Origin of the sequence: Pseudomonas sp. NFIX10 (assembly GCF_900111955.1) — a bacterium.
GTDB lineage: Bacteria > Pseudomonadota > Gammaproteobacteria > Pseudomonadales > Pseudomonadaceae > Aquipseudomonas > Aquipseudomonas fluorescens_AA.
Genome location: NZ_FOKH01000011.1, coordinates 177,382 through 201,496 on the forward strand (window position 1 = coordinate 177,382; position 24,115 = coordinate 201,496).

Below are 24,115 nucleotides of genomic sequence, written 5' to 3' on the forward strand. Positions count from 1 at the left end.
CACGGGATGCGTTCCCACGCAGAGCGTGGGAGCGAGCAGTTCAGGGTTCAGCCCGGATCACGGAACCCAGGGTGAAAGTCCTTCGGCACCGCCACGCTGACCTTGTCCCGGGTGGCGATGTCGATGCCTTCACTGGCCACTTCGGCGAGGAAGTCGATCTGCTCGGGGGTGATGACATACGGCGGCAGGAAATACACCACGCTACCCAACGGCCGCAACAATGCACCGCGCTCCAGGGCATGCTGGAACACCGTCAGGCCGCGCCGTTCCTGCCACGGATACGCGGTTTTGCTGGTCTTGTCCTTGACCATCTCGATGGCCAGCACCATGCCGGTCTGGCGTACTTCGGCGACGTTCGGGTGATCGGCCAGGTGCGCGGTGGCGCTGGCCATGCGCTGGGCCAGGGCCTGGTTGTTCTCGATGACGTTGTCTTCTTCGAAGATATCCAGCGTCGCCAGGGCCGCCGCGCAGGCCAGCGGGTTGCCGGTGTAGCTGTGGGAGTGCAGGAAGGCGCGCAGGGTCGGGTAGTCGTCGTAGAACGCGCTGTAGACTTCGTCGGTGGTCACGCACGCCGCCAGCGGCAGGTAACCGCCGGTCAGGGCCTTGGACAGGCAGAGAAAATCCGGGGTGATACCGGCCTGCTCGCAAGCGAACATCGTCCCGGTGCGGCCAAAGCCGACGGCGATTTCGTCATGGATCAGGTGCACGCCATAGCGGTCGCACGCCTCGCGCAATAACTTCAGGTACACCGGGTGGTACATGCGCATGCCGCCGGCACCCTGGATCAGCGGTTCGACGATCACCGCCGCCACTGTGTCGTGGTGCTCGGCCAGGGTCTGCTCCATGGCGGCGAACAGGTTGCGCGAATGTTCTTCCCAGCCCATGCCTTCGGGACGGTGGTAGCAGTCGGGGCTCGGCACCTTGATCGTGTCCAGCAGCAACGCTTTGTAGGTTTCAGTGAACAGCGGCACATCGCCCACTGACATCGCCGCGATGGTTTCGCCGTGGTAGCTGTTGCTCAGGGTGACGAAGCGCTTCTTGTCCGGCCGGCCGCGATTGATCCAGTAGTGGAAGCTCATCTTCATCGCCACTTCGATGCAGGACGAGCCGTTATCGGCATAGAAGCACCGGGTCAGGCCCTCGGGCGTCATCTTCACCAGGCGCTCGGACAGTTCGATCACGGGCTGATGGCTGAAGCCGGCCAGGATCACATGCTCCAGCTGATCGACCTGATCCTTGATGCGCTGGTTGATGCGCGGGTTGGCATGGCCGAACACGTTGACCCACCAGGAACTGACGGCATCGAGGTAGCGCTTGCCTTCGAAATCTTCCAGCCACACGCCTTCACCGCGCTTGATGGGGATCAGTGGCAGCTGTTCGTGGTCTTTCATCTGGGTGCAGGGATGCCACAGCACCGCGAGGTCGCGTTGCATCCACTGGTTATTCAGGCCCATTTACAGTCTCCTCGAGGCGGCTCGCGGCGGGCGCGGGCAAAACAATCGCGCAAGCCTATGCAATGGCGGCCCTGGGGACAACCCATTGTGTCGTTGACGCTACTTTGAGCGAGGCGATAGACGCCGCTGGCGGCGCTTTGATGGCTGTCGTATTCTTCGCGGCTCTTCTGAGCTGTCTGGCTCGAAAAACTGAAACTACCTACGTTTACTCCGGAGTTCGTTGAATGTCTGCTGGTTGGCTGCGCGCCTGTGCGCTGGTGATGATAGGGCTGTTCAGCGTTTCGGCGCTGGCCAAGGACAAGCAACCGACGGCCATCGTCATCGGCGGCGGCCTGGCGGGACTCACCGCGGCCTATGAGCTGCAGAACAAAGGCTGGGCCGTGACGCTGCTGGAAGCCAAGCCGGACCTGGGCGGTCGCTCGGGCATGGCCACCAGCGAGTGGATCGGCAATGAGAAGACGCAGCCGGTGCTGAACAAGTACGTCTCGACCTTCAAGCTGAGCACCACGCCGGCCCCGGAATTCGTGCGTACCCCCAGCTACCTGATCGACGGCACCTACTTCACCGCCGCCGACCTGGCGACCAAGCAGCCGGCCACCGCCGAAGCCCTCAAGCGCTACGAAACCACCCTGGACGACCTGGCGCGCTCCATCGAAGACCCGCAGAACCCGGCGGCCAACAACACGTTGCACGCCCTGGACCAGATCACCGTCTCCAACTGGCTCGATCGTCTGCAACTGCCAGCCACGGCGCGGCAGTTGGTGAACCAGGAGATTCGCACCCGTTATGACGAGCCTTCGCGCTTGTCACTGCTGTATTTCGCACAGCAGAGCCGAGTCTATCGGGGCGTGTCCGACCGCGACCTGCGTGCCTCGCGCCTGCTCGGCGGCAGTCCGGTACTGGCCCAGGCGTTCGTCAAGCAACTGAAAACCATCAAGACCAACTCGCCGGTGTCGGCCATCTCCCAGGACAAGGACGGCGTGACCGTCAAGGTCGGCAGCGTGGGTTACCAGGCCGACTACGTGGTGCTGGCGGTGCCGTTGCGGGCGCTGAACAAGATCCAGTTGACCCCGGCCCTGGACGCCCAGCATCAAGGCGCGATCAAGGGCACCAACTACGGTTGGCGCGACCAGATCATGCTCAAGTTCAAGAACCCCGTCTGGGACAGCAAGGCACGCATGTCGGGCGAAATCTACAGCAACGCCGGCCTGGGCATGATGTGGATCGAGCCGGCCATGAAGGGCGGCGCCAACGTGGTCATCAACCTGTCCGGCGACAACGCCCGGGTGATGCAGGCCTTCGGCGACAAGCAGATGGTCGACCAGGTGCTGATCCGCCTGCACGCGTTTTATCCACAGGCCCGTGGCGCGTTCACCGGCTATGAGATCCGCCGCTACAGCACCGACCCGTCCACGGGCGGCGCGTACCTGGCCTTTGGCCCGGGCCAGATCAGCAAGTACTGGCGCCTGTGGGAAAAACCGTTGCAGCGTGTAGCCTTTGCCGGCGAACACACCGACACCCTGTATCCGGGCACCCTGGAAGGCGCATTGCGCAGCGGCCAGCGGGCGGCCAGCCAGGTTGAAGACCTGGCGGCCGGCAAGTCGTTCGAGCCGGCCAAGGTCGCTCCCGCCGCGGCAGCCGCCGCTGCCGGTGCGGTGGCGGCGAAGAAGGGCAACTTCTTCAGCAACCTGTTCGGTGGCTCGGATGACGAGAAGAAGCCGGAGCCGGTCAAGGCGCCCGAGCCGGTCGCGCCGCCAGCACCGACGCCTGCGCCAGCGCCAACCCCGGCACCTGCGCCGGTAGAAGCGCCGAAGGCTGCAGTCCCGGTAAAAGCCGAGCCGACCAAAAAGGCCGCGGCCAAAGCTACGCCGAAGAAGCCGGCAGCCAAGGCCCCGGCGAAAAAGGTCCCAGCCAAGGCGCCGGTGAAAAAGGCCGAGCCGGTGAAGAAACCAGCGGCCAAACCGGCGGCGACCACTGAGACTCAGGCTCAGTAACGTCCAGGCGTAAAAAAGCGCGGCCCGAGGGCCGCGCTTTTTTTGCTCATTTTTCAAGCATGAAATGCCCGGCTTGCTTGCGCGGTGCCGTGACATCGCACAGTTTACGATCGTGGTCCTACACGTCTTAGCGATATATCGGATGCTTCCCACAAAAGAGTCGGAAGGGAGCGATAGATTACGGCAAACGTTGCGTTCTAGTCTCTGCAAAACCAAAAGGCTGGGGTGTTTATGAGACTATTAACGGCGGCAATAACGGTGATTGTACTTTCTGGTTGTGTGTATGGTGAATGTAGAGATCCCCTTATGATTCCGATGATTCCAAAAAATGATCCGCAGTTAGCACACAAATGCTCCATCGATCCATATAGGCCTGAGTGCTCGGTAAACTAATAATTCACAATTTTCACCTCGTAAAGGCTGGAATTAATATGAAGTTGATAGCGGCTTTAATGCTATTGGCAGTATTCGGTGTCAGTGGTTGCACTGCTGATGGTCGTATGGTGCTGAAAAAACACGATCCTCAATTAGTTTATAGATGCGACATGGATCCTTACAGGCCAGAGTGCGTCAATAAGTGACTCTAGAGAGGCGGCAGTGAAAACGACCAAGTTTTAATTTCCACGTCCTCAAAGAAAATTTTGACCCGCTTTGGCTTGGACATACGTCCCGGGACGAAGCCAAAGCGAGCCCAGCATAGCTTTCCCGTTCGCCTGTCATGGATGACTAGGTTGCCGTCATCCTGAATGACCATACAAGCGTTGTACCAAAGCGACTTGTCAGTACTATGGCTACTTTCAGCAATCCATAAGCGTCTTCTGGATGGGTCATGGAGAAAGCCACTGTTGCTAATTACGAACTGTAGAGGCTCACGCATTCTTTTGGGGTGCAAGGTTTTGCTATATCGCTGGCTGCCATCTGCAACCCAGACTACAGCCTCACCATCTTTGATGACCAAATTCCCATTAGCCTGCAATACCAATCGAAATCGTCCATTTGGAGACTGGAGGTACTGCCCCGGTGACATTGTTTGATTGGGAGGCAGCAACGGTGAGCCACTTGTTTGAAATGGAGTATAAGGAACTGCCATGTTTTTCACCTTGTTCAATGAGTGTTGGAACTTTCATTTAATCAAGGGTAAAAACGGAAACGGCGATACATACATATTGCAGGGGCAAAAAATTTTGGATCATGATGATGGCCCCGGGGCACGGCTTCCTGTGGGCGCGAGCTTGCTCGCGATGAGATCCGTGCGGCCATCCCATGGCTGCCTGCCTTCTTGCCATCCCCCCGCCATTTCTCTTTAATCTTTCCTTAACCCACCCCTCCCAGACTGATGATCGTATTTCTCGATATTTCAAAGCGAAAATTTCCGCTTTAAATCGATAGATAACTCGCTAGTCTTGATCTCAGTTTTTACAGGATATGAGCAATGCAGCTTCGCAACTCTTCTTCTCGCTATGGCTGGGTCAGTATCGCTGTGCACTGGGGCGTTGCGCTGGTGGTGTACGGGCTGTTCGCCCTGGGCCTGTGGATGGTCGGCCTGGATTACTACAGCACCTGGCGCAAAGATGCGCCGGACCTGCACAAGAGTATTGGCCTGGTGCTGCTGGCGGTCATGTTGCTGCGGGTGGTCTGGCGGTTTGTCAGCCCGCCGCCGCCGACCCTGCCGACCTATGGCCGCCTGACCCGCGTCGGCGCCAAGCTTGGCCATAGCGCACTGTATCTCGGGTTGTTCGCCGTGATGATTGCCGGTTACCTGATTTCCACCGCAGACGGTGTCGGGATTCCGGTGTTTGGCTTGTTTGAAGTGCCCGCGCTGGTATCCGGACTGCCCGATCAGGCAGACGTCGCCGGTGAGGTCCACTTCTACCTGGCATGGGCGCTGGTCATTTTTTCCGGCCTTCATGCGTTGGCAGCATTGAAACACCACTTTATCGACCGTGACGCGACCCTCAAGCGAATGCTGGGGCGCCAAGCCTGATGTTCAACCTCGACTCCAAAGGAATAGAAAGCATGTTGAAAAAGACGCTCGCCGCCCTGGCAATCGGTTCTGCCCTGCTGTCTGCCGGCCAGGCCATGGCTGCCGACTACGTGGTCGACAAGGAAGGCCAGCACGCCTTCGTCGACTTCAAGATCAGCCACCTGGGCTATAGCTACATCACGGGTACCTTCAAGGACATCGACGGCAAGTTCAGCTTCGACGCCGCCAAGCCTGAAGCCAGCAAGATCGAGTTCAACGTGAATACCGCCAGTGTGTTCACCAACCACGCCGAGCGCGACAAGCACATCGCCAGCGCTGACTTCCTGAATGCCAGCAAATTCGGCAAGGCCACTTTCGTTTCCACCAGCGTCAAGCCTACTGGCAAGAACGCTGATGGCAAGGAAACCGCCGATGTGACCGGTGACCTGACCCTGCTGGGCGTGACCAAGCCGGTCGTGGTCAAGGCCACCTTCCTGGGTGAAGGCAAGGACCCGTGGGGCGGCTACCGTGCTGGCTTCGAAGGCACCACCAGCATCAAGCGTTCGGACTTCGGCAAGCAGAAAGACCTGGGTCCAACCTCCGACGCGGTCGAACTGTACGTCTCGTTTGAAGGTGTCAAAGCGAAGTAACCTTCGCGCCTGACAAAAAACGCCCCTGGTCTTGGGACCAGGGGCTTTTTTTATTACGCGGATTCGGCAACACAGAGAACCCTGTGGGAGCGAGCTTGCTCGCGATGGCGTCTTACCAGTCGACTTGATGTTGACTGACATACCGCTATCGCGAGCAAGCTCGCTCCCACATTTGGACATTCGGCCAAAAAAAGCCCCGGGTCGCGAGACCCGGGGCTTTTTCATGGCTTGGAAAAACTCAGCGATTGCGCGTCAGCAATGCCGGTTTCTCGCCCCGTGGACGGCTTGGCAGTTGATCCAGCTGTTCAGGTGTCGGGAAACGATCGGCTTTCGATTCCTTGTGCATGATCTTCGGCTGGTTGCTGCGTGGGTTCTGCACGGCGGGTTCCTGGCGAGGCTGGTCGTCACGGGCCGGGCGGCGTGGGCGGGTGTCGTCGCGACGGGCCTGGCCGTCACGGGGGGCGCCGTTGCGTGGGCCGCTGCGCTTGGCCGGTGGTGTGCCGGTAGACGAGCCGTTGCTGTTGCGCGGACCGTTCTGGCGACCCTGTGGCTGGCCACTGCGCGGTGCGCCTGCACCTGCGCCCTGTGCCGGGGCACCCGGACGGCGACCGCGGCCCTGGGCCGGTTTCTGTTGTGGCACGTAGTCGACACGGTTACCGAAGTTATCGACATCGTCATCCAGGAACTCGTCCGGGGCACGATCAGCTGCGGCGCGCGGAGCCGGGCGCTGCTGCTCACGGGCCGGGGTGCCTTCGCGGGGCTTCTGCTCGCGGGCAGGGCGTTCGCCGCGGCCATTGCTGTTGCTGGCCGATTTTTCCTTGCCCTTGTCCTTGCCTTTGTCTTTGCGACCGCCACCGCCGCCGTTCGGACCGTCGCCCCGTGGGCCACGGGCATTGCGCGGATTACGCACATCCGGACGTTCGCGGACTTCAGGTTTCTCGGCTTCGATGGTGCTGGCATCGAAGCCCATCAGGTCGCCGTCGGCAATTTTCTGCTTGGTCATGCGCTCGATGCTTTTGAGCAGCTTTTCTTCGTCCGGCGCGACCAGCGAGATCGCTTCGCCCGAACGACCGGCCCGGCCGGTACGGCCGATACGGTGAACGTAATCTTCATCGACGTTCGGCAGCTCGAAGTTGACCACGTGGGGCAACTGGTCGATGTCCAGGCCACGGGCCGCGATGTCGGTGGCCACGAGGATACGCACTTCGCCAGCCTTGAAGTCGGCCAGGGCCTTGGTGCGGGCGTTCTGGCTCTTGTTGCCGTGGATCGCCACGGCTGGCAGGCCGTGCTTGTCCAGGTACTCGGCCAGGCGGTTGGCGCCGTGCTTGGTACGGGTGAAGACCAGGACCTGTTCCCAGGCACCGGCGGTAATCAGGTGCGCCAGCAAGGCACGCTTGTGGCTGGCCGGCAGGCGGAACACACGCTGTTCGATACGCTCGACCGTGGTGTTCGGCGGCGTGACTTCGATGCGCTCCGGGTTGTGCAGCAGCTTGCCGGCCAGGTCGGTGATGTCCTTGGAGAACGTTGCCGAAAACAGCAGGTTCTGACGCTTGGCGGGCAGGCGGGCGAGGACTTTCTTCACGTCATGGACGAAGCCCATGTCGAGCATGCGGTCGGCTTCGTCCAGCACGAGGATTTCAACGTGGGACAAATCGACGCTGCCCTGGCCGGCCAGGTCCAACAGGCGACCGGGGCAGGCCACCAGTACATCGACGCCACGGGACATGGCCTGGACTTGGGGGTTCATGCCGACGCCGCCAAAAATGCAGGCGCTGACGAACTTCAGGTCGCGAGCGTAGACCTTGAAGCTCTCGTGTACCTGGGCCGCCAGTTCGCGGGTGGGGGTCAGGACCAGTACGCGCGGTTGGCGCGGGCCATGACGCTGGGATTTGTCTGGGTGACCGTTGGGAAACAACCGCTCCAGGATCGGAAGGGCGAAACCACCGGTTTTACCAGTGCCTGTCTGCGCCGCGACCATCAGGTCGCGACCTTGCAACACGGCGGGAATGGCCCGCTGTTGCACCGGGGTAGGCTGGGTATAGCCGGCGGCTTCGATGGCGCCGACTAAAGCCTCGGAGAGACCGAGGGAAGCAAAGGACATGAGTAATCCTGTTTTAGTGAGGGCCTGGCCCAATGGGATAGTCTTGCCGGGCGCGAATGACGTTCAACCAAAAGACGTCATCCCGTCCGGTCCTGCCGGGCCTCGAAGGCGGGTCCGGACAAGGCTCGCGCGGGCCGTAGGCGGCGCCGTAGCGGTGTCGGGATGCCTTTTGCAAGGCCGGGCGTCCGGGCGTGAGCCTGGCGGGAAGGCCGGAGTATAACAGAGCAAACGCCTCGCGCCGCTTTCCTGCTGCTCAACGGTTTATTTCAGTGCTGGCCCGGCCGGGCGAGGTGGCCTTGGTCATAGCGCCTGCGCCGTAGCGGGCGCTCAGTTCGGCATAGGCTGGTTCGCGCTTGAAACGCTTGAGTTCGGCACTGAAGCGTTGCACCAGCAAATCCATCCCGGCATTGCGCCGCACCGCCAGGTATTGGCTTTGACGGCTCACCACCACCGGGTTTTCGGTGATCTGATCGCCCAGCTGCATGTGTTCGAGCACATGTCGGCCGACCCTGCGGTCGGTGATGAGCAGGTCGATCCGACCCAGTTGCAACTTGCCGAAGTTGGCTTCGTGGGTGGGCGCCGCTTCACGTTTGAACAGGGTCGACTCACTGAAGGCCTGGCTGTACAGGTAACCGGGCGAGGTGCCAACGGTCAGGCCGCCCAGATCGTCGAGCGTGCGAAACGGATAGGGGCGGGCGTTGGCGTAGAACATCACGAATTCCACGTCCGACAGCGGTTCGCTGGGGTAAAGCAACAGGGCATCGCGCTCATCGCTGTGGAAAATGTCCAGCGCACCGTCCGCCAACCCTTGTTCCAGCATCGCCAGGCACCGTTTCCAGGGCAGGAACTGCCATTCCACATCGATGCCCAGGCGCTTGAACACAATGGCTGTGGTTTCGTAGTCCAGGCCGAGCATCTTGCCGTTCTCTTCGTAGACATAAGGCGCCCAGGGTTCGGTGACAATGCGCAACTTTTCGGCCTGGGCGGTCACGCTCAGGCACAAGAGAAGAAGGGTGGTCAGCAGCTGGACAATGACGGGCATGGGCCTGAGGTTACGACGAGAACTCATCAAATAGCTAGAGCGCTCTGGCCTGTGCCCTGGTGGCCTGTTTGGTGAGTGAGTCAACTTTCCTGGTGATAGGTTTCGGCCCCGTAGACCAGATAAATGAGTTGTGGGGTCGTTAGCCTGTGACCATTGGGCATCTACTGCGATCCCCCAGATGTCTGTGCTTAAAAAGAGGCCTTGGTTTTCGCCAAGGCCTCTTTGTACCACCGCATTAAGTCAATCAGCGCGGCAGCTTGAGGTTGTTCCATATCGCGAGGCTGGGCTCGGCCTGGTTAAGGGTATAGAAATGCAGCCCCGGTGCGCCGCCCTGCAACAAACGCTCACACATTTGTGTGATGACTTCCTCGCCGAAGCTTTGGATGCTTGGGGAGTCATCGCCATAGGCTTCCAGTTGTTTGCGAATCCAGCGTGGGATTTCTGCACCGCATGCGTCGGAGAAGCGCGCCAGCTTGCTGTAATTGGTGATCGGCATGATCCCCGGCACGACAGGAATGTCGACGCCCAGCTTGCGGATACGTTCGATGAAGTAGAAATAACTGTCGGCGTTGAAGAAATACTGGGTGATGGCACTGTTGGCGCCAGCGTTGGCCTTGCGCACGAAATTGCGCAGATCGTCTTCGAAGTTGCGCGCTTGCGGGTGCATTTCCGGATACGCAGCCACTTCGACGTGGAAGTGTTCGCCGGTTTCCTCGCGAATGAAGCTCACCAGTTCGTTGGCGTGGCGCAGCTCACCGCTGGCCATGCCCATGCCCGACGGCAGGTCGCCACGCAGGGCAACGATGCGCTTGATGCCGGCGGCCTTGTACTGGGTCAACAGGCTGCGCAGGTCGTCCTTGCTGTCGCCGACGCAGGACAGGTGAGGGGCCGCGGGAACTTTGACTTCGCTTTCGAGCTGCAACACGGTGTTCAGGGTGCGATCACGGGTCGAACCGCCGGCGCCATAGGTGCAGGAGAAGAAATCGGGGTTGTAGCTGGCCAACTGGCGGGCAGTGGCAATCAGTTTTTCATGCCCAGCATCGGTCTTCGTCGGGAAGAACTCGAAGCTGTAGCGACGGTCTTGGGACATGGTCATATCCTTGGAAAACTCGTAAGCCGGAGAGGCCTGCACATGCCTTGAGAGGCGGGCTTGTGTGGGAGCGAGCTTGCTCGCGATTAGTATCACCTCGGTCCGACAGCCAGATCGAGGTGTCTGCATCGCGAGCAGGCTCGCTCCCACAAAAAAGCCTGCTCCCGTGGGGGAGCAGTGCCGATCAGTAGCGGTAAGCGTGCGGCTTGAACGGGCCTTCGACGGTGACGCCGATGTAGTCAGCCTGTTGCTTGGTCAGCTTGGTGACCACGCCGCCGAAACCGCGGACCATTTCCAGGGCCACTTCTTCGTCGAGTTTCTTGGGCAGTACTTCCACGGTCAGGCGCTCGGCTTTCTGGGCCGGCGACAGGTCGGCGTATTTCTGGCCGAACAGGAAGATCTGGGCCAGGACCTGGTTGGCGAACGAACCGTCCATGATGCGGCTTGGGTGACCGGTGGCGTTGCCCAGGTTAACCAGGCGGCCTTCGGCCAGCAGAATCAGGTAGTCGTCGTTCTGTGGGTCGAAGCTGCCGGCGCCGGTGCGGTGCACCTTGTGGACCTGTGGCTTCACTTCTTCCCATGCCCAGTTCTTGCGCATGAAAGCGGTGTCGATTTCGTTGTCGAAGTGACCGATGTTGCAGACCACGGCGCGCTTCTTCAGGGCCTTGAGCATGTTGGCATCGCAGACATTGACGTTGCCGGTGGTGGTCACGATCAGGTCGATCTTGCCCAGCAGCGCCTTGTCGATGCTGGCTTCGGTGCCGTCGTTGATCCCGTCGATGAACGGCGAAACCAGTTCGAAACCGTCCATGCAAGCCTGCATGGCGCAGATCGGGTCGACTTCGGACACCTTGACGATCATGCCTTCCTGGCGCAGGGACTGGGACGAACCCTTGCCCACGTCACCGTAGCCGATCACCAGCGCCTGCTTGCCCGACAACAGGTGGTCGGTGCCGCGCTTGATGGCGTCGTTGAGGCTGTGACGGCAGCCGTACTTGTTGTCGTTCTTGCTCTTGGTCACCGAGTCGTTGACGTTGATGGCCGGGATCTTCAGTTCGCCCTTGGCCAGCATGTCCAGCAGGCGGTGAACGCCGGTGGTGGTCTCTTCGGTGACGCCATGGACCTTGTCCAGTACCGCGGCATACTTCTTGTGCAGCAGCTCGGTCAGGTCGCCGCCGTCGTCGAGGATCATGTTGGCATCCCATGGCTGGCCATCCTTGAGGATAGTCTGCTCCAGGCACCACTCGTACTCCTGCTCGGTCTCGCCTTTCCAGGCGAATACCGGGATACCGGCGGCGGCGATGGCGGCAGCGGCCTGGTCCTGGGTCGAGAAGATGTTGCAGGACGACCAGCGCACTTCGGCACCCAGGGCAACCAGGGTTTCGATCAGCACAGCGGTCTGGATGGTCATGTGGATGCAGCCGAGGATTTTTGCGCCTTTCAATGGCTGTTCGCCAGAGTACTTGCGACGCAGACCCATCAGGGCTGGCATTTCGGATTCGGCGATGATGATTTCGCGACGGCCCCAGGCAGCGAGGGACATGTCGGCGACTTTGTAATCGGTAAAAGCTGCGGGCGTGATAACAGCGCTCATGAAGAGCCTCCATTCGTAATGTATGCGAATGGGCGCCGTTGTGCGTTTAGTGTCCGTGCGGGCAGACCCGTACAAACAACGCCCCATCCGAGCCTGACAGGTCGAGCCTGCTGCAGCGCCCCTCGGACAGGTGGCGGGAATGGTCCAACGGGTGGACCGGGTAAAGCGGGGCGATTATAACGGGCTAATCGGATCTTCCAAAAGGGTTTCTGTCGGCAAATCGAAATTGCCGATGACCGTCATAGGGGCCGCGACGTAGAGCCTGGCCGTGCGCTCTGCCATGATGCAGCAATCCATCGACCAGACGCTCAGGAGTGATCATGAATTTCCACACCCGCAAATGGGTCAAGCCCGAAGACCTCAACCCCAACGGCACGCTGTTCGGCGGCAGCCTGTTGCGCTGGATCGACGAGGAGGCGGCGATCTACGCCATTGTCCAGCTGGGCAATCAGCGCGTGGTCACCAAGTACATTTCGGAAATCAATTTCGTCAGCGCTTCACGCCAGGGCGACATCATCGAGCTGGGCATCACCGCCACCGAATTTGGCCGCACCTCCATCACCCTGACCTGCGAGGTGCGCAACAAGATCACTCGCAAGAGCATCCTGACCGTGGAGAAAATGGTCTTCGTCAACCTCGGCGAAGACGGCTTGCCCGCGCCCCATGGCCGGACCGAGATCAAGTACGTCAAGGATCAGTTCAAGGATGATGTCGTCGAGTGAGATCGGCGGCGCTGTCATCGCGAGCAAGCTCGCTCCCACAAGGGTTCTGCGGTGAGGTCGAGACTCAGGTTTGCCACCAATTCCCCTGTGGGAGCGAGCTTGCTCGCGATGACGATTGCACATTCACCACCGATGCAAACAGACCCACCGCTATCGCGAGCCAGCTCGCTCCCACATTTTGTATTCGGGCACCACTGAACAGCTCCGGGCGCCGCGTGTCGTAGGTACATCACGCCACCGGTTCAGGAGCTGTATGAACACCCACAAAGATGGCAAGACCCCTGATCTCTCGGCTCAGGAGCAGCACGAAGTCGACCGCAACCAGCCTCCGCGGGCGGCGGTACTGCACGAGATCATCCGCACCCAGGGTGACCAGGAACTGGAACGCAGCATCGCCGCGCTCTGGTGGTCGGCCCTGGCGGCCGGCTTGACCATGGGCCTGTCGCTGATGGCGATGGGGCTGCTCAACTCGCGGTTGCCGGATCACGAAGGCTTCAAGGTGATCGCCAGTTTCGGTTACTGCGCCGGCTTTCTCGCGGTGATCCTCGCCCGGCAGCAGTTGTTTACCGAAAACACCCTGACCGCCGTGCTGCCGATCATGAGCAAACCCACGTTGGCAAACTTCGGTCGGTTGCTGCGGCTCTGGGGCGTGGTGCTGGTGGGTAACCTGTGCGGCACCTTGCTGGTGGCCTACGTGATGCTGCATCTGCCCATTTTCGACCCGCGCACCGACCAGGCTTTCCTGGAAATCGGCCGCAAGGTCATGGAGAACGACACCGGCCAGATGTTCGCCAAGGGCATCATTTCCGGCTGGATGATCGCCACCATGGTCTGGATGATCCCCTCAATGGAAAGCGCCAAGATGTGGATCATCATTCTGATCACCTACCTCATGGCGCTGGGGGATTTCACCCACATCGTCGTCGGCTCGGCCGAAGTGTCCTACCTGGTGTTCGCCGGAGAGCTGGCCTGGAAGGATTTCTGGCTGGTGTTCGCCGGGCCGACGCTGGCCGGCAACATCGTCGGCGGCAGCTTTATCTTTGCCTTGATCAGTCATGCGCAGATTCGCAGCGAGGAAGGGCCGCCCAAGGCCAATCGTTCGAGTGGGGATGGGCGGCGGGTTGATTCGCAATGAGGGGCGTGTGCGCAGGCTCCTGGTTCAGGCAAGCGGTTCTGGGTACTTCATATTGATCAGTGTGTTGCGGGTGTGCGATTTAGGATTGGACAGTCCGGTGGAACGCGATTCGTAATTAGCGATAACCCGCTCCAGTGCCTTGTTGAAGGCCTCTTTGCTGCGCACATCTTCCAGGTCTCGGACGACACCCTTGATCAGCTTTTCGTTCCAGTCTGTTTGACCGTTTAGAAAGATCGAAGGGTACAGCACGTACCGCACGACGTTATCGACGCGTGTAGCAAGGTCTCGCTGATTCATTTCCTCGATGGCGTGGCGCGTGACTGCGGATATCTCGCTGGACGCGCCCTTATCCCAGCGAGCGGCAGCCTGCAGGTACTGCATGAAATCCGGATCATTGTTGTGATTGAGCCGTTTAGCCAGCCATTCCAACTTGTCGGGTTGGTCTGCAAGTTGATCGAGTGTGTAAACGGCCATTCGGATTTGCGGACTTGGTTCCAGCCTGGTGGAGGTTTTATTAGCCTCTTGGATGGCGATTTTCAGTTGCGTCCACGCTTCCTGTGCCTGGCGCTTGAAGGCAATGACTTGCGCGCAGGTTTCGTCTCTTTCCAATTCCGGGCTTAGTTGCTCGAGTTCTTTGTCACTCAGTGCCAGCAGCGCTGCCTCAGTCGAGTCAAACCAAAAGGTTTGCTGTGTTGCATTGCGTGTGTCCAGATGGACCTGGACAGCCTCGCGCGTTTTTTCCTGGAGATAATTCTTTCTTTTCTCAGCCATGCTGAAGTTAAGCGTTCCAGCGAGCGGCCCTCTGTGGTCACCTTTAGGGGTATTCAGCGGAGCGACAACGGTCTGGTTGGCGTAGCCCTTCATCTGTTTGGCATTCAGCGCAGAGTAAGCCGCATGAGGCGCCCCGATGAATTTGTCAACGAGGGCCGATATGCCCGTCCCCCTTTGGCTTATTTGATCCGGCTCTCCACCTTCGAATACCAGGATCAAGTGTTCCTTTTCCGGGATCGGGCTCATCGGGTGAACCGGATTGTAGAGGGCGGATATCGGTGTGTTGTTCAGGATGCCACCGTCGGCAACCGCCGTGGTTTCGCCCGTTCGCTGGAATGGGAGCCCTTGCACGATCGGTTTACTGAACACTACCGGCAGCGCTGCGGAGGTATGCGCTGCCACGGCGATATCCATATCCGGGGTGGTCTTAGCGCTATAAACCAATAATTGCGCGCCCCCCTCCACCATGACGGTGCCGGTGATTTCCACGGACTTGATCTGGGGGATCTCTTTGCTCAGGACCTCTAAGTCGCCGAAGGTGACGAATTTTTTCTCTCGCACACTGTTGATGACTTCCTGGGCCTGGGAGGAGAGCGGTGTCGTTACGTTGTCGCAACGCTGTAAAAGCGCCGCGCAAGATTCCGTTCTGATCAGGTCCTCCAGCGGCATCCCTTTGGAACCCAAGCGTGGTACCAGATCACAAATCAGCTGTGCCAACGGGATCTTCTTCAGTTTCTTGCCGAAATTCGACCATCCATCCTGTCTGGCTGAAACATCAGGATCGGCGCTATTGAGCAAGGAGATGAGGGAAACCTTGTCTGAGATCCTATCGAAGTCCGCGTGGGTCATGCCGCTGGCGAGTAAAACAGCCGATATGGCTCCTGCGGACGAACCGGTGATCATTTCGATAACGTCCATGACACCGTTGGCTTCGAGCGCTTCCACGAGTCCGGAAATGACCACACCCTTGGCACCACCGCCACTCAGGTTCAGTTCTTCAATGGCCGGCCGATTCCTGCTGACTTTTACTCTACCGTCGTCGTACCGGGTGATTGATGTCGACCCATCTGGCCCTCCGCATAGCAACGTGCTACCACGTTCTGAGCTCGCTGACTCTTGGCTTCGGCAATCGGTTTTCTTAGGGCTGACCTCTTGAGGCTGCGACTGGATGTAGCTCTGGAGCCCGGTGGATGAGGTTGATGATGGTACAGGCATGCAGGTTCGTTCCTTGGACCCATGGAGTAGGGGGCCGAACTTTAAACAAAACCTGAAGGCATTTTCCCCGATGACTCAATTGGAAAAAATATCTGCCGCCGGCCCGCATTCGCCGGTGGACCTCAAACGAAGAGCTCTGGAACGGGGCCTCCAGCAGGCTGGTAAAACAACCTGCGCGTGCCGGGATATTTTCTTACTGAACGCGCAGCGTATTCACTCGTGGGTTGGATAGATTTCTCCGGCCGTCAAACAGCGACTGCCGCCAAGCGTCGTTGTCGATGGATAAAGAACAAGGCGGTCAATACCGTGAGGCCGCCGACCGCTGCTCCGGTCCAGGGTAGATCCGCCAGGTCGGCACCACTGGCCACCACCAACCCACCCATCCAGGCCCCGGCGGCGTTGCCCAAGTTGAATGCGCTCTGGTTGAGTGTGGAGCCGAGGTTCGGTGCTTCGTGGGCCTGGTCGATGATCAGCAATTGCAGGATCGGGCACAGGGCGAAGGCGAAGATGCCCCATAGCACCAGGGTGATTGCCGCCGGGATCACCGAGCGGCTGGTCTGGCTGAACGCGGCCAACACCAGCACCACGGCCAGGGCCATGCCCACCAGCGCAGGCAGCAGGCGCCGGTCCGCCAGGCGTCCACCGAGGAAGCTGCCGGCCGTCAGGCCGACGCCGAACAACAGCAGCATGACGGTGATGCCGTGGGGGCTGACACCGGTGATGTCCTGCAGGATCGGCGCGATGTAGGTGAACACGCTGAACAGACTGGTAGAGGCCAGTACGCTCATGCCCAGGGCGAGCAACACGTTGACCTTGCCCAGGACCTTGAACTCACTGGCCAGGTTGGCTTTGTCCATGGGGATTTCCTTGGGCAGCCAGACCCATTGGGCAATGGCCGCGATCACGCCGATGATCGAGACCGCCCAGAAGGTCGAGCGCCAGCCGGCGTATTGACCCAGGGCCGTGCCCAACGGGACGCCCAGCACGTTGGCCAGGGTCAGGCCGGTGAACATCATGGCAATCGCCTGGGCCCGTTTGTTCGGCGCCACCAGCCCGGCCGCCACCACCGAACCAATGCCAAAGAATGCACCGTGGCACAGCGCAGTAATGACCCGGGCGGCCATCAGCGTGGTGTAGTTCGGCGCCAGGGCGCAAAGCATATTGCCGAGAATGAACATCAGGGTCATGCCCAACAGCGTGGCCTTGCGCGGCATGTTGGCGGTGCCGATCGCCAGGATCGGTGCGCCGAACACCACGCCCAGGGCGTAGCCGGTGATCAGCAGCCCGGCCTGGGGGATGCTCACGGCCAGGTCCCGGGCGACATCGGGCAACAGCCCCATGATGACGAATTCAGTCGTGCCGATGCCAAAAGCGGCAACGGCCAAAGCAAGCAAGGCGAGTGGCATGCGCAGGGTCTCTGTCTGTAGTCTTGACGCTCTGATCAGGCATACGCATGCCGGCGCCCGGTTCTAGTGAACTTGGCAGCAGCAGAATTATTGGAATTGGCTTATGCGCAACTGAGTGCGGCGTGGTCGACTTGAAGTATAAACGATCGCGAATCAATTCATGAGCCCGCTGATCGTAGGCGCTGTCGAGTGAAACGAGGCAGCTCCTACGGGTGGGGGACAAGACAAGGAGCGTGCCGTGCTTGCGACGGCTTTGGTGTTGGTAGCGGCGCTGTTGCATGCGGCGTGGAATACGCTGATCAAGTTCAGTGGCGAGCGTTTGCTGGTGGTGGCGTGCATGGACAGCGTCGCCCTGCTGTTCGTCGCGTTGACCCTGGGTTTCGTGGCATTGCCGCCGTTGGAGATCTGGCCATGGGTCTTGGCCTCGGCGGCGTTCGAGCTGTTGTACCGTTATTTGCTGATCCAGGCTTATCGGGTCGGTGACCTGGGGTTGGTCTATCCACTGATGCGTGGCCTGTCGCCGCTGGTGGTGCTGGCCCTGACGTTTATTTTCGCTGGCGAAGCGCTGACGACCCAGCAGGTCATCGGTATTTTGCTGATCCCGTTCGGCATGCTTTGCCTGTTGTGGCAGGGCGGTGGCGGCGACCGGCTGCCCTGGTCGATGCTGCCAGTGGTGGCGTTGATCGGCCTGTGCATCGGTTGCTACACCTTTATCGACGGCCACGCCCTGCGGCGTTGGTCCCATCCGCTGGACTACCTGGTCTGGGTCACGCTGCTCAGCGCCTGGCCCTTCCCCTTGCTGGCGTTGGTGAGCAAACGACCGGCCTTCATGCGGTTCTGGCACGAACAGTGGCGGCTGGGGTTGGCGGTCGGATTCTGCGTATTGTTCAGCTACGCTCTGGTGCTATGGGCCATGCAACTGGGCTCGATCGCCGAAGCGGCGGCACTGCGGGAGATCAGCGTGATCCTGGTGGTGTTGTTCGGCATGCGCTACCTGAAAGAACCTTTTGGCCGGCCGCGGCTCTTAGCCTGCGCACTGGTGCTGATCGGCATGCTGGTGATGAAGGCCTGACCGGCGCCTGGCGCTCGTTTCTCTATAAAACTCAAAAAGGAAGTGCGGTATGACGGTTGCCCTGTGGTGTGTGTTGATTGCTTTTCTCCTGCCTTACCTGTGTATCGCGATCGCCAAGGCCGGTGGGAAATACCGGTTGCAGGATAATCACGATCCCCGGGACTTTCTCGATTCACTCGAAGGCGCTCCCCGGCGTGCCTATGCGGCGCAACTGAACAGCTTTGAAATCAGCCCGTTTTTCGCCGCCGCCGTGATCGTCGCGCACCTGGCCGGCAACGCCGAACTGGTCACCATCAACGTGCTGGCGGTGCTGTTCATCACCAGTCGCCTGCTCTACATCATTTGCTATCTGGCGGACTGGGCGATTCTGCGTTCGCTGGTGTGGTTCGTGGGGGTAGGGTTGGTAGCGAGTTTCTTCTTCGTTTCGATTTGAGCCTGGCGGCTGAATCGTCGGCGTCTGTGCTGGCCCTATCGCGAGCAAGCTCGCTCCCACAGTTGATCGCCAGTGGACACATAGCTTGTGTGCGGCTAGATCCAATGTGGGAGCGAGCTTGCTCGCGATGGGGCCGGAACAATCCAGCGCATCTCTTCAGGGAGTGGCGGCCACTGCATTCGCCACCTGAGGCACTTGCGGCAACGCCATGCCCTTGGGCCAGAGCATCCAGATCTGTCCCTGCTGTTTCATGTCCCCGGCCAGTTGGCCCGCCGCTTCACCCGTGCCCCAGAACAGGTCCGCCCGCACTTCGCCGCTAATCGCACCGCCAGTGTCCTGGGCGGCGACGGGGCGGTTCAAGGCGCTGCCGTCGGGGCGAGTGGTGGATAACCACAACAGGCTGCCCAGCGGAATCACCTTGCGGTCCACCGCCACGCTGTAGCCGGCGGTCAGAGGTACATTCAGCGAGCCTCGCGGGCCTTCGTTGCTGTCGGGGTTGCGGTTGAAGAACACGTAGCTGGGGTTGCTGGCGAGCAGTTCGGGAATGCGGTTCGGGTTGGCCTTGGCCCAGGCACTGATGGTGCCCATGGTCACGTCTTCTTTCTTGAGTTCGCCTTGTTCGACCAGCCAGCGTCCGATGGGGCGGTAAGGATGGCCGTTCTGGTCGGCATAACCGATGCGCAGTTGGCGGCCGTCAGCCAATTGAATGCGTCCCGAGCCCTGGATTTGCAGGAATTGCAGGTTCATGGGGTCGGTCAGCCAGGCAATGACCGGCGCCTTCACGCCGTTGGTCTCGATGGTGGCCGCGTCGTCGTATGGCTTGAGCACCCGGCCTTCGAGGCGGCCGCGCAGGCGTTTACCCTTGAGCTCAGGGTAGATGCTGTCCAGCGACACGATGATCATGTCCTCCGGTACACCGTAAACCGGAATATTCGCCGTGGCGGTCTGGGTGAGGCTGCCGGGGTAGACCGGCTCGTAATAGCCGGTAATCAGGCCGTTGGGGCTGTTGTCCCCCGAGCGCAGGCCATAGACGTCCAGGTTCTGTTTCAGGAAATTGCGTACATCCTGTGGGGTTTGCGGCACATTGGCCGCTGCCGCGCAGGTCGGGCCCCAGGTCGCATCGGCCTTGAGCCGGGTGCACGCGCTGCGCCAGGAACCGAAACCGGCCAGCAGGTCTGCATCGGACACCGCCGGCAGCGCCTCCCAGGGGGCGCTGACATAGGTGGCGAGGGCGTGGGTCTGAGGTTCTTCGACCTTTTCGCCGCGGTTGCAACCGGCCAACAGTGCCATCAGCGGTAGGGTCAATGCCAGGCCTTTGTGCCAGGGCTTGATGCGGCTGTTCATGAAGATTTCCTTTGCAGCCATTCGGACGCTGTCAGGCGCTCGAACAACCCGTATTGTTGATAGGGCCATTGGTCTTTACCGATGACCCGAGGATACTAACCGCCGTTTCCTGCCCCGAGGCCAAGATGTTTGTAAAACGATTTTCCATGGCCGTGCTGGCCTGCCTGATGTTGTCCGCCTGTGGCGGCGTCGATCCCAATTCTCCCCTGGGCCAGCGCAAGACGATTTTCAAGCAGATGCTCAAGACCAATGAGGAGCTGGGTGGCATGTTGCGCGGCCGAGTCCCGTTCGATGGCGCACGTTTCGCCGAGGGCGCGGCGCAACTGGACCAATTGTCCCATGAGCCGTGGAAGCACTTCCCGCAAGTACGCGAGCAAGACCACACCAGCGCCCGGGATGACGTCTGGCAAAAACAGGCGCGCTTCCAGGAGCTGGCCCGCAACCTTGAAGCGGCCACCGGTGAGTTGGTGACCGCCAGCAAAGTCCAACCGTACAGGGCCAGTTACCTGGGGCCGGCAGTGCAGAAGGTCGAAGATGCGTGCAGTGCCTGTCATAAAGAATTTCGGGATTATTGACTTGCCTTGAAGGATCGCAGGGTTCGCCAGCTCCTACAGGGATTGCATCCAATCTGTAGGAGACTGCGATCTTTTCAAGTTCACTTATCCAACTCATCCACCGCTTCCTGCAATTCCTTGCGGGAGGCTGCCAGCTTGTCCTTGCGTTTGTTGATCCGCTCGGCATCGCCTTTCTTCATGGCCTTTTCCAGGTCGGCCTGACGCCGGCTGACCTCGTGCTTGGCATCAAGCACCTTGTTTTCACGTTCCTTGCGCAAGGACGCATCGGTGCAATGGGTGGTGACTTCACTCAATGCGGTTTCCAGGCCTGCCTGCTGGTCCTGGTTGCCACGGGTCTTGGCCAGTTCGATCTGGTTGATGATGCCCTGGCGCTTGGCCGCGCAGCCAGTGAGTTCCGGGGTTTGCTCGTCCGCCAACAAAGGGGCGGCCATGGCGCTGCATAAGACCAGCAGGGCAACGGGGGACAGGAAATTCATAGCAACTCCGTAAAAAAATCGCGAGCGGTCGGTACAGATGCGCTGTTGGAACGCATGTTCGCCCCTTGGGTTCAACCGCACGGGGGGCGGATTAAAAACCGTCGACCCCGGCGGAGCGTAATACGTCACTCAAGGCCAGCACCTGCGGCTCGCGAAAAAAGGCGCTCAATTGCGCGGCGCGTCCCGGTCCGATGCCGACTTCGGCTTGCCATTGTTCAGTGCTGCGCTCGGCCAGCGCCTGCCATGGCCCTTCCAGCCGGGCCTCACCGATGGGTGGCAGGCCCAAGGCCTTGAGCCATTGCCCGAAAGGGCGTTGCCGGGCGCTGTCGAGGCTGGCGAGCAGGCGCGCGCTGGTGCGTTCGCCGAAGCCGTCAATGTTAGCAAGCTCGGCGGCATCGAGGGTCAACCAATCCAATAATCCGTGAAGCCTGCCGGCAGCCAGGAGTTTTTCCCAGGTGCCGGGGCCGACATGGGGCAGGGCGAGCCCGTGCTTGCCGCTGAGCCAGTTCAGGCGTGCGAGGAATTGGCTTTCACAGCCGGGCGTCGCTTGCCAGCAACTCAAGAAGTGGTGGTCGCTCGCCGCAGGAGCATTGACGTCCTGGCGCTCGAGGCTGCGCAGCACCACCTCGTCGAGTCGTGGAATGGTCAGCCCGGCCAGGCTGATGGCGACCCGATCGCCGGGGCGGATGTCCATCTCCTCCCAACGCTTGAGGGAACTGACGCTGACCCGGCGAATCCGCCTGTCGTCGAGCAGGGTCGGTTCAAGTTCCAGCACCGGGGTGATGCGCCCGGTACGGCCGACCTTGAAGCGCACCTTGCGCACTTCGGCCAGGGCCTGGGCATACGGGTATTTCCAGGCCACGCTCCAGAACGGCGTCCTGGCCTGCCAACGGTCGGCGGGTGGGCGGCGGCTCTGGCGCAGGACGATCCCGTCGCTGGCGAAGGGCAGCGGGGTGCGGTACCAGTGGGCGCGCCACCGCTCGGCATCCTTCAGTGTCCGGACAGGCTGGTTGTAGTCGCGGGTGTCAGCGAAGCCCAGCGCGTTCAGCGCGGCCATCCGCTCTGGCAGGGTGTCGGGCCCGTCAGGCCAGTCCCAGACGAACAGGCCAATGGCGGATGCCTCCTGCGTCGTCAAATTGTTGCGCGCCATCAAACCCGCCACGGTTGCGCGGGCGTTCAGGCTGCCGCGGCTGGCTTGGACATGGGCGTCCAGGCGCCAGTACAACTCGCCCTGGACGACCAGGTCCACGGGCTGGCGCAGTCGCTGCGCGATGGCGCCGATCTGGTGCGCACTCGCGGTCCAGTCATGCCCCTGGACGCCATCGCCGCGGCTGATCGCCTGATGCAGGCGGCCCTTGCGGTAAACCAGGGAGACTGCCACGCCATCGACTTTCGGTTGCACCCAGACGTCCTCTCGCCCGAGCAGCCAGGCCTCCACGGCGTCGGCGTCCTTCAGTTTTTCCAGGCCGGTATGGGCGACAGGGTGCCGCACCTTTCCGCCCGCTGAGCGCAGGGGGGCGTCGGGCGCCGCGAGATCGAAGCAGCGGCGCCATTGGCCCAGCTGTATGCGGGATTGATCATAAAGCTCATCGGCCACCAGCGACTGGCCTAGGCGGTGGTAACGGTCGTCCCAGGTGTCGATGTGTTGTTGCAGCGCGGCGATCTCCGCCCGGGCCCGTTCAGCGGACCAGTCGGGACAGGGTGCGGCTACCGCGGGGAGGGCCATGAATGCGAGACAGGCGAGGGCATAGAGGAACGGTGGCATCGAAGCATCCTTGCTCGGTTGAGTATCTGAAGGCTAGTCCGCGTCCCGGCTGTTGCGAGGGGCGGAGCGTTACCGGATTTTGCGGCGCCTGGTGGCAAAGTCGCGGCGGTACAGTCCCGCGGGATTTCGCCACGCAACTGTCCCTTGAACCCCTCAATGACCGGTGCAGAATGAGCCTTCGATCCACCTCTGCCTGGAACGCCCGAATGGACCTGCCGACACTCGCTGTTTTCATTCCGGCCTGCTTTGCGCTGAACATGGCGCCGGGGCCGAACAACCTGCTCTCCATCAGTAACGCCTCGCGTTATGGCTTCGTCCGGGCGTGCAGCGGTGGCATCGGTCGGTTGCTGGCGTTCGCGATCATGATCGCCCTGGCCGCGGTGGGGCTCACCGCCGTGTTGCACACATCGGAGCTGCTGTTCCTGGGGATCAAGCTCGTCGGTGCCGGTTACCTGTTCTATCTGGCCGTGCAGTTGTGGCGGGCCCGGCCCGAGGCCGACAGCGAAGCCGGGCTCGCATCGATGACCCGGGCCGGCCTGGCGCGCCAGGAGTTCCTGGTGGCGATTGGCAATCCGAAGGCAATCTTGTTGTTCACTGCGTTCCTGCCGCAATTCGTCGACCGTACAGGTACCGTCACCCAACAATTCGCCGTGCTGGGTGGCTTGTTCCTGGCGCTGGAGTGCATCGCCATCGGGTTGTATTGCTACATGGGCATTTACGCGCGGCGGCTGTTCGCCCGGCCCAGTGGCAAACGCCTGTTCAATCGGATGTGTGCGGGGCTGCTCGCCAGTGCGGCTTCGTTTTTGCTGGTGGCACGGCGGGCCTAGACTTCTGAAGGTATCTGTTGGAACCGAGGACATGGTCCCCCTGTGGCGAGGGGATTTATCCCCGCTGGGCTGCGCAGCGGCCCCAAATCAGTTGCCTCGGTGTGTCAGGTTAACGATGCTTGACCATATTGGGGCTGCTTCACGCCCTGAGCTCTTCCGTCAACATGCTTTCGTTGCCTCCGGTGCTCTTATCAAAGGCGAGTCGTGGCGGGCCAAGGCTTGTAAATAGACGCTCTCGTCATACTGGGATCCAGCATTCCAGCACCGATAAACGATCCTGATCCATTTAAAAGCCAGTGCCCTCAGGGCTGCTTGATGAGAGCAGCCTTTGGCCTTCTGCTGGCGATAGTACGCCCCTGCCCATACCGATTGATTGATGCTGTGGGCAGCCCACTCGACAAATGTCTGGCGCAAAAAGGTTGAACATTGATAGCGCCAGCGAACGATTTTCTTCTTGCCACTGCGCTCTGTAACCGGAGCGATCCC

At 60.7% G+C, this 24,115-nt stretch carries 20 protein-coding genes, 1 pseudogene and 1 riboswitch; of the genes and pseudogenes, 9 read left to right on the forward strand and 12 right to left on the reverse strand.

All coding sequences use genetic code 11. The annotated features are described in order from the left end of the window. Window positions 1-47: 47 nt before the first annotated feature. Window positions 48-1,454 (reverse strand): adenosylmethionine--8-amino-7-oxononanoate transaminase, encoded by a 1,407-nt coding sequence (locus tag BM321_RS12975; protein ID WP_092442771.1) that lies wholly within the window; start codon window positions 1,452-1,454, stop codon window positions 48-50. 224 nt (window positions 1,455-1,678) lie between these two features. Between BM321_RS12975 and BM321_RS12980 the strand changes: the two genes are divergently transcribed. Continuing rightward, complete coding sequence (locus BM321_RS12980) at window positions 1,679-3,448, forward strand: flavin monoamine oxidase family protein (RefSeq protein ID WP_092442772.1); 1,770 nt, start codon at window positions 1,679-1,681, stop codon at window positions 3,446-3,448. A 583-nt stretch (window positions 3,449-4,031) separates the two neighbouring features. On the opposite strand, the gene BM321_RS12985 is transcribed toward BM321_RS12980, so the two are convergent. After that, on the reverse strand, window positions 4,032-4,538 hold the full coding sequence (locus BM321_RS12985; RefSeq protein WP_092442773.1) for a lectin-like bacteriocin LlpB: 507 nt from the start codon (window positions 4,536-4,538) through the stop codon (window positions 4,032-4,034). Between the two features lie 342 nt (window positions 4,539-4,880). Here BM321_RS12985 and BM321_RS12990 point away from each other — a divergent pair, with 342 nt between their 5' ends. Together BM321_RS12990 and BM321_RS12995 are read left to right on the forward strand one after the other, a co-directional pair. Further along, on the forward strand, window positions 4,881-5,432 hold the full coding sequence (locus BM321_RS12990) for a cytochrome b (RefSeq protein ID WP_092442774.1): 552 nt from the start codon (window positions 4,881-4,883) through the stop codon (window positions 5,430-5,432). Between the two features lie 32 nt (window positions 5,433-5,464). Further along, entirely contained in the window at window positions 5,465-6,061 is a 597-nt protein-coding gene (locus BM321_RS12995; RefSeq protein WP_072405881.1) for a YceI family protein, read from the forward strand. Window positions 6,062-6,299: 238 nt separating this feature from the next. Here BM321_RS12995 and BM321_RS13000 read toward each other — a convergent pair whose 3' ends face one another. The 4 genes and pseudogenes from BM321_RS13000 to ahcY all read right to left on the reverse strand — a co-directional run bounded on the left by BM321_RS13000 (window position 6,300) and on the right by ahcY (window position 11,888). Next, entirely contained in the window at window positions 6,300-8,162 is a 1,863-nt protein-coding gene (locus BM321_RS13000; RefSeq protein WP_092442775.1) for an RNA helicase RhlE2, read from the reverse strand. Window positions 8,163-8,393: 231 nt separating this feature from the next. Then, a pseudogene (locus tag BM321_RS13005) lies at window positions 8,394-9,204 on the reverse strand (substrate-binding periplasmic protein); the annotation flags it as partial. Window positions 9,205-9,448: 244 nt separating this feature from the next. Further along, a complete protein-coding gene (metF, locus tag BM321_RS13010; protein WP_092442777.1) occupies window positions 9,449-10,294 on the reverse strand; it encodes a methylenetetrahydrofolate reductase [NAD(P)H] in 846 nt (281 codons plus the stop codon). 184 nt (window positions 10,295-10,478) lie between these two features. Beyond that, on the reverse strand, window positions 10,479-11,888 hold the full coding sequence (gene ahcY / locus BM321_RS13015; protein ID WP_092442778.1) for an adenosylhomocysteinase: 1,410 nt from the start codon (window positions 11,886-11,888) through the stop codon (window positions 10,479-10,481). Window positions 11,889-11,911: 23 nt separating this feature from the next. Continuing rightward, window positions 11,912-12,018: riboswitch (S-adenosyl-L-homocysteine riboswitch) on the reverse strand. Window positions 12,019-12,208: 190 nt separating this feature from the next. On the opposite strand from ahcY, the gene BM321_RS13020 reads away from it, so the two are divergent. Then, entirely contained in the window at window positions 12,209-12,610 is a 402-nt protein-coding gene (locus BM321_RS13020) for an acyl-CoA thioesterase (RefSeq protein WP_072346269.1), read from the forward strand. A 253-nt stretch (window positions 12,611-12,863) separates the two neighbouring features. Beyond that, entirely contained in the window at window positions 12,864-13,745 is an 882-nt protein-coding gene (locus BM321_RS13030) for a formate/nitrite transporter family protein (protein ID WP_092442780.1), read from the forward strand. Between the two features lie 24 nt (window positions 13,746-13,769). On the opposite strand, the gene BM321_RS13035 is transcribed toward BM321_RS13030, so the two are convergent. Together BM321_RS13035 and BM321_RS13040 are read right to left on the reverse strand one after the other, a co-directional pair. Next, complete coding sequence (locus BM321_RS13035; protein ID WP_092442781.1) at window positions 13,770-15,731, reverse strand: patatin-like phospholipase family protein; 1,962 nt, start codon at window positions 15,729-15,731, stop codon at window positions 13,770-13,772. Between the two features lie 245 nt (window positions 15,732-15,976). Beyond that, complete coding sequence (locus BM321_RS13040) at window positions 15,977-17,137, reverse strand: MFS transporter (protein WP_092442782.1); 1,161 nt, start codon at window positions 17,135-17,137, stop codon at window positions 15,977-15,979. Window positions 17,138-17,375: 238 nt separating this feature from the next. Between BM321_RS13040 and BM321_RS13045 the strand changes: the two genes are divergently transcribed. Then, complete coding sequence (locus BM321_RS13045; protein WP_092329760.1) at window positions 17,376-18,209, forward strand: EamA family transporter; 834 nt, start codon at window positions 17,376-17,378, stop codon at window positions 18,207-18,209. 49 nt (window positions 18,210-18,258) lie between these two features. Further along, the gene (locus BM321_RS13050; protein WP_092442783.1) at window positions 18,259-18,642 is read left to right on the forward strand and encodes an MAPEG family protein; all 384 of its coding nucleotides are present in this window, start codon (window positions 18,259-18,261) and stop codon (window positions 18,640-18,642) included. A 156-nt stretch (window positions 18,643-18,798) separates the two neighbouring features. On the opposite strand, the gene BM321_RS13055 is transcribed toward BM321_RS13050, so the two are convergent. Continuing rightward, the gene (locus tag BM321_RS13055; protein ID WP_092442784.1) at window positions 18,799-19,986 is read right to left on the reverse strand and encodes a murein transglycosylase A; all 1,188 of its coding nucleotides are present in this window, start codon (window positions 19,984-19,986) and stop codon (window positions 18,799-18,801) included. 125 nt (window positions 19,987-20,111) lie between these two features. Between BM321_RS13055 and BM321_RS13060 the strand changes: the two genes are divergently transcribed. After that, window positions 20,112-20,561 (forward strand): c-type cytochrome, encoded by a 450-nt coding sequence (locus tag BM321_RS13060; RefSeq protein WP_060740241.1) that lies wholly within the window; start codon window positions 20,112-20,114, stop codon window positions 20,559-20,561. 80 nt (window positions 20,562-20,641) lie between these two features. Here BM321_RS13060 and BM321_RS13065 read toward each other — a convergent pair whose 3' ends face one another. Both BM321_RS13065 and ligB read right to left on the reverse strand, forming a co-directional pair. Continuing rightward, window positions 20,642-21,037: a DUF1090 domain-containing protein gene (locus tag BM321_RS13065; protein ID WP_092329767.1), complete on the reverse strand. Its 396-nt coding sequence runs from the start codon at window positions 21,035-21,037 to the stop codon at window positions 20,642-20,644. Between the two features lie 91 nt (window positions 21,038-21,128). Next, window positions 21,129-22,802, reverse strand: a complete 1,674-nt coding sequence (ligB, locus tag BM321_RS13070) for an NAD-dependent DNA ligase LigB (protein WP_092442785.1) — start codon at window positions 22,800-22,802, stop codon at window positions 21,129-21,131. Between the two features lie 206 nt (window positions 22,803-23,008). Between ligB and BM321_RS13075 the strand changes: the two genes are divergently transcribed. Continuing rightward, window positions 23,009-23,629: a LysE family translocator gene (locus BM321_RS13075; RefSeq protein ID WP_092258186.1), complete on the forward strand. Its 621-nt coding sequence runs from the start codon at window positions 23,009-23,011 to the stop codon at window positions 23,627-23,629. A gap of 159 nt (window positions 23,630-23,788) precedes the next feature. Here the strand turns inward: BM321_RS13075 and BM321_RS30695 are convergent. Beyond that, on the reverse strand, window positions 23,789-24,115 hold a 327-nt coding region (locus tag BM321_RS30695; protein WP_256575003.1), incomplete at its 5' end, for a transposase.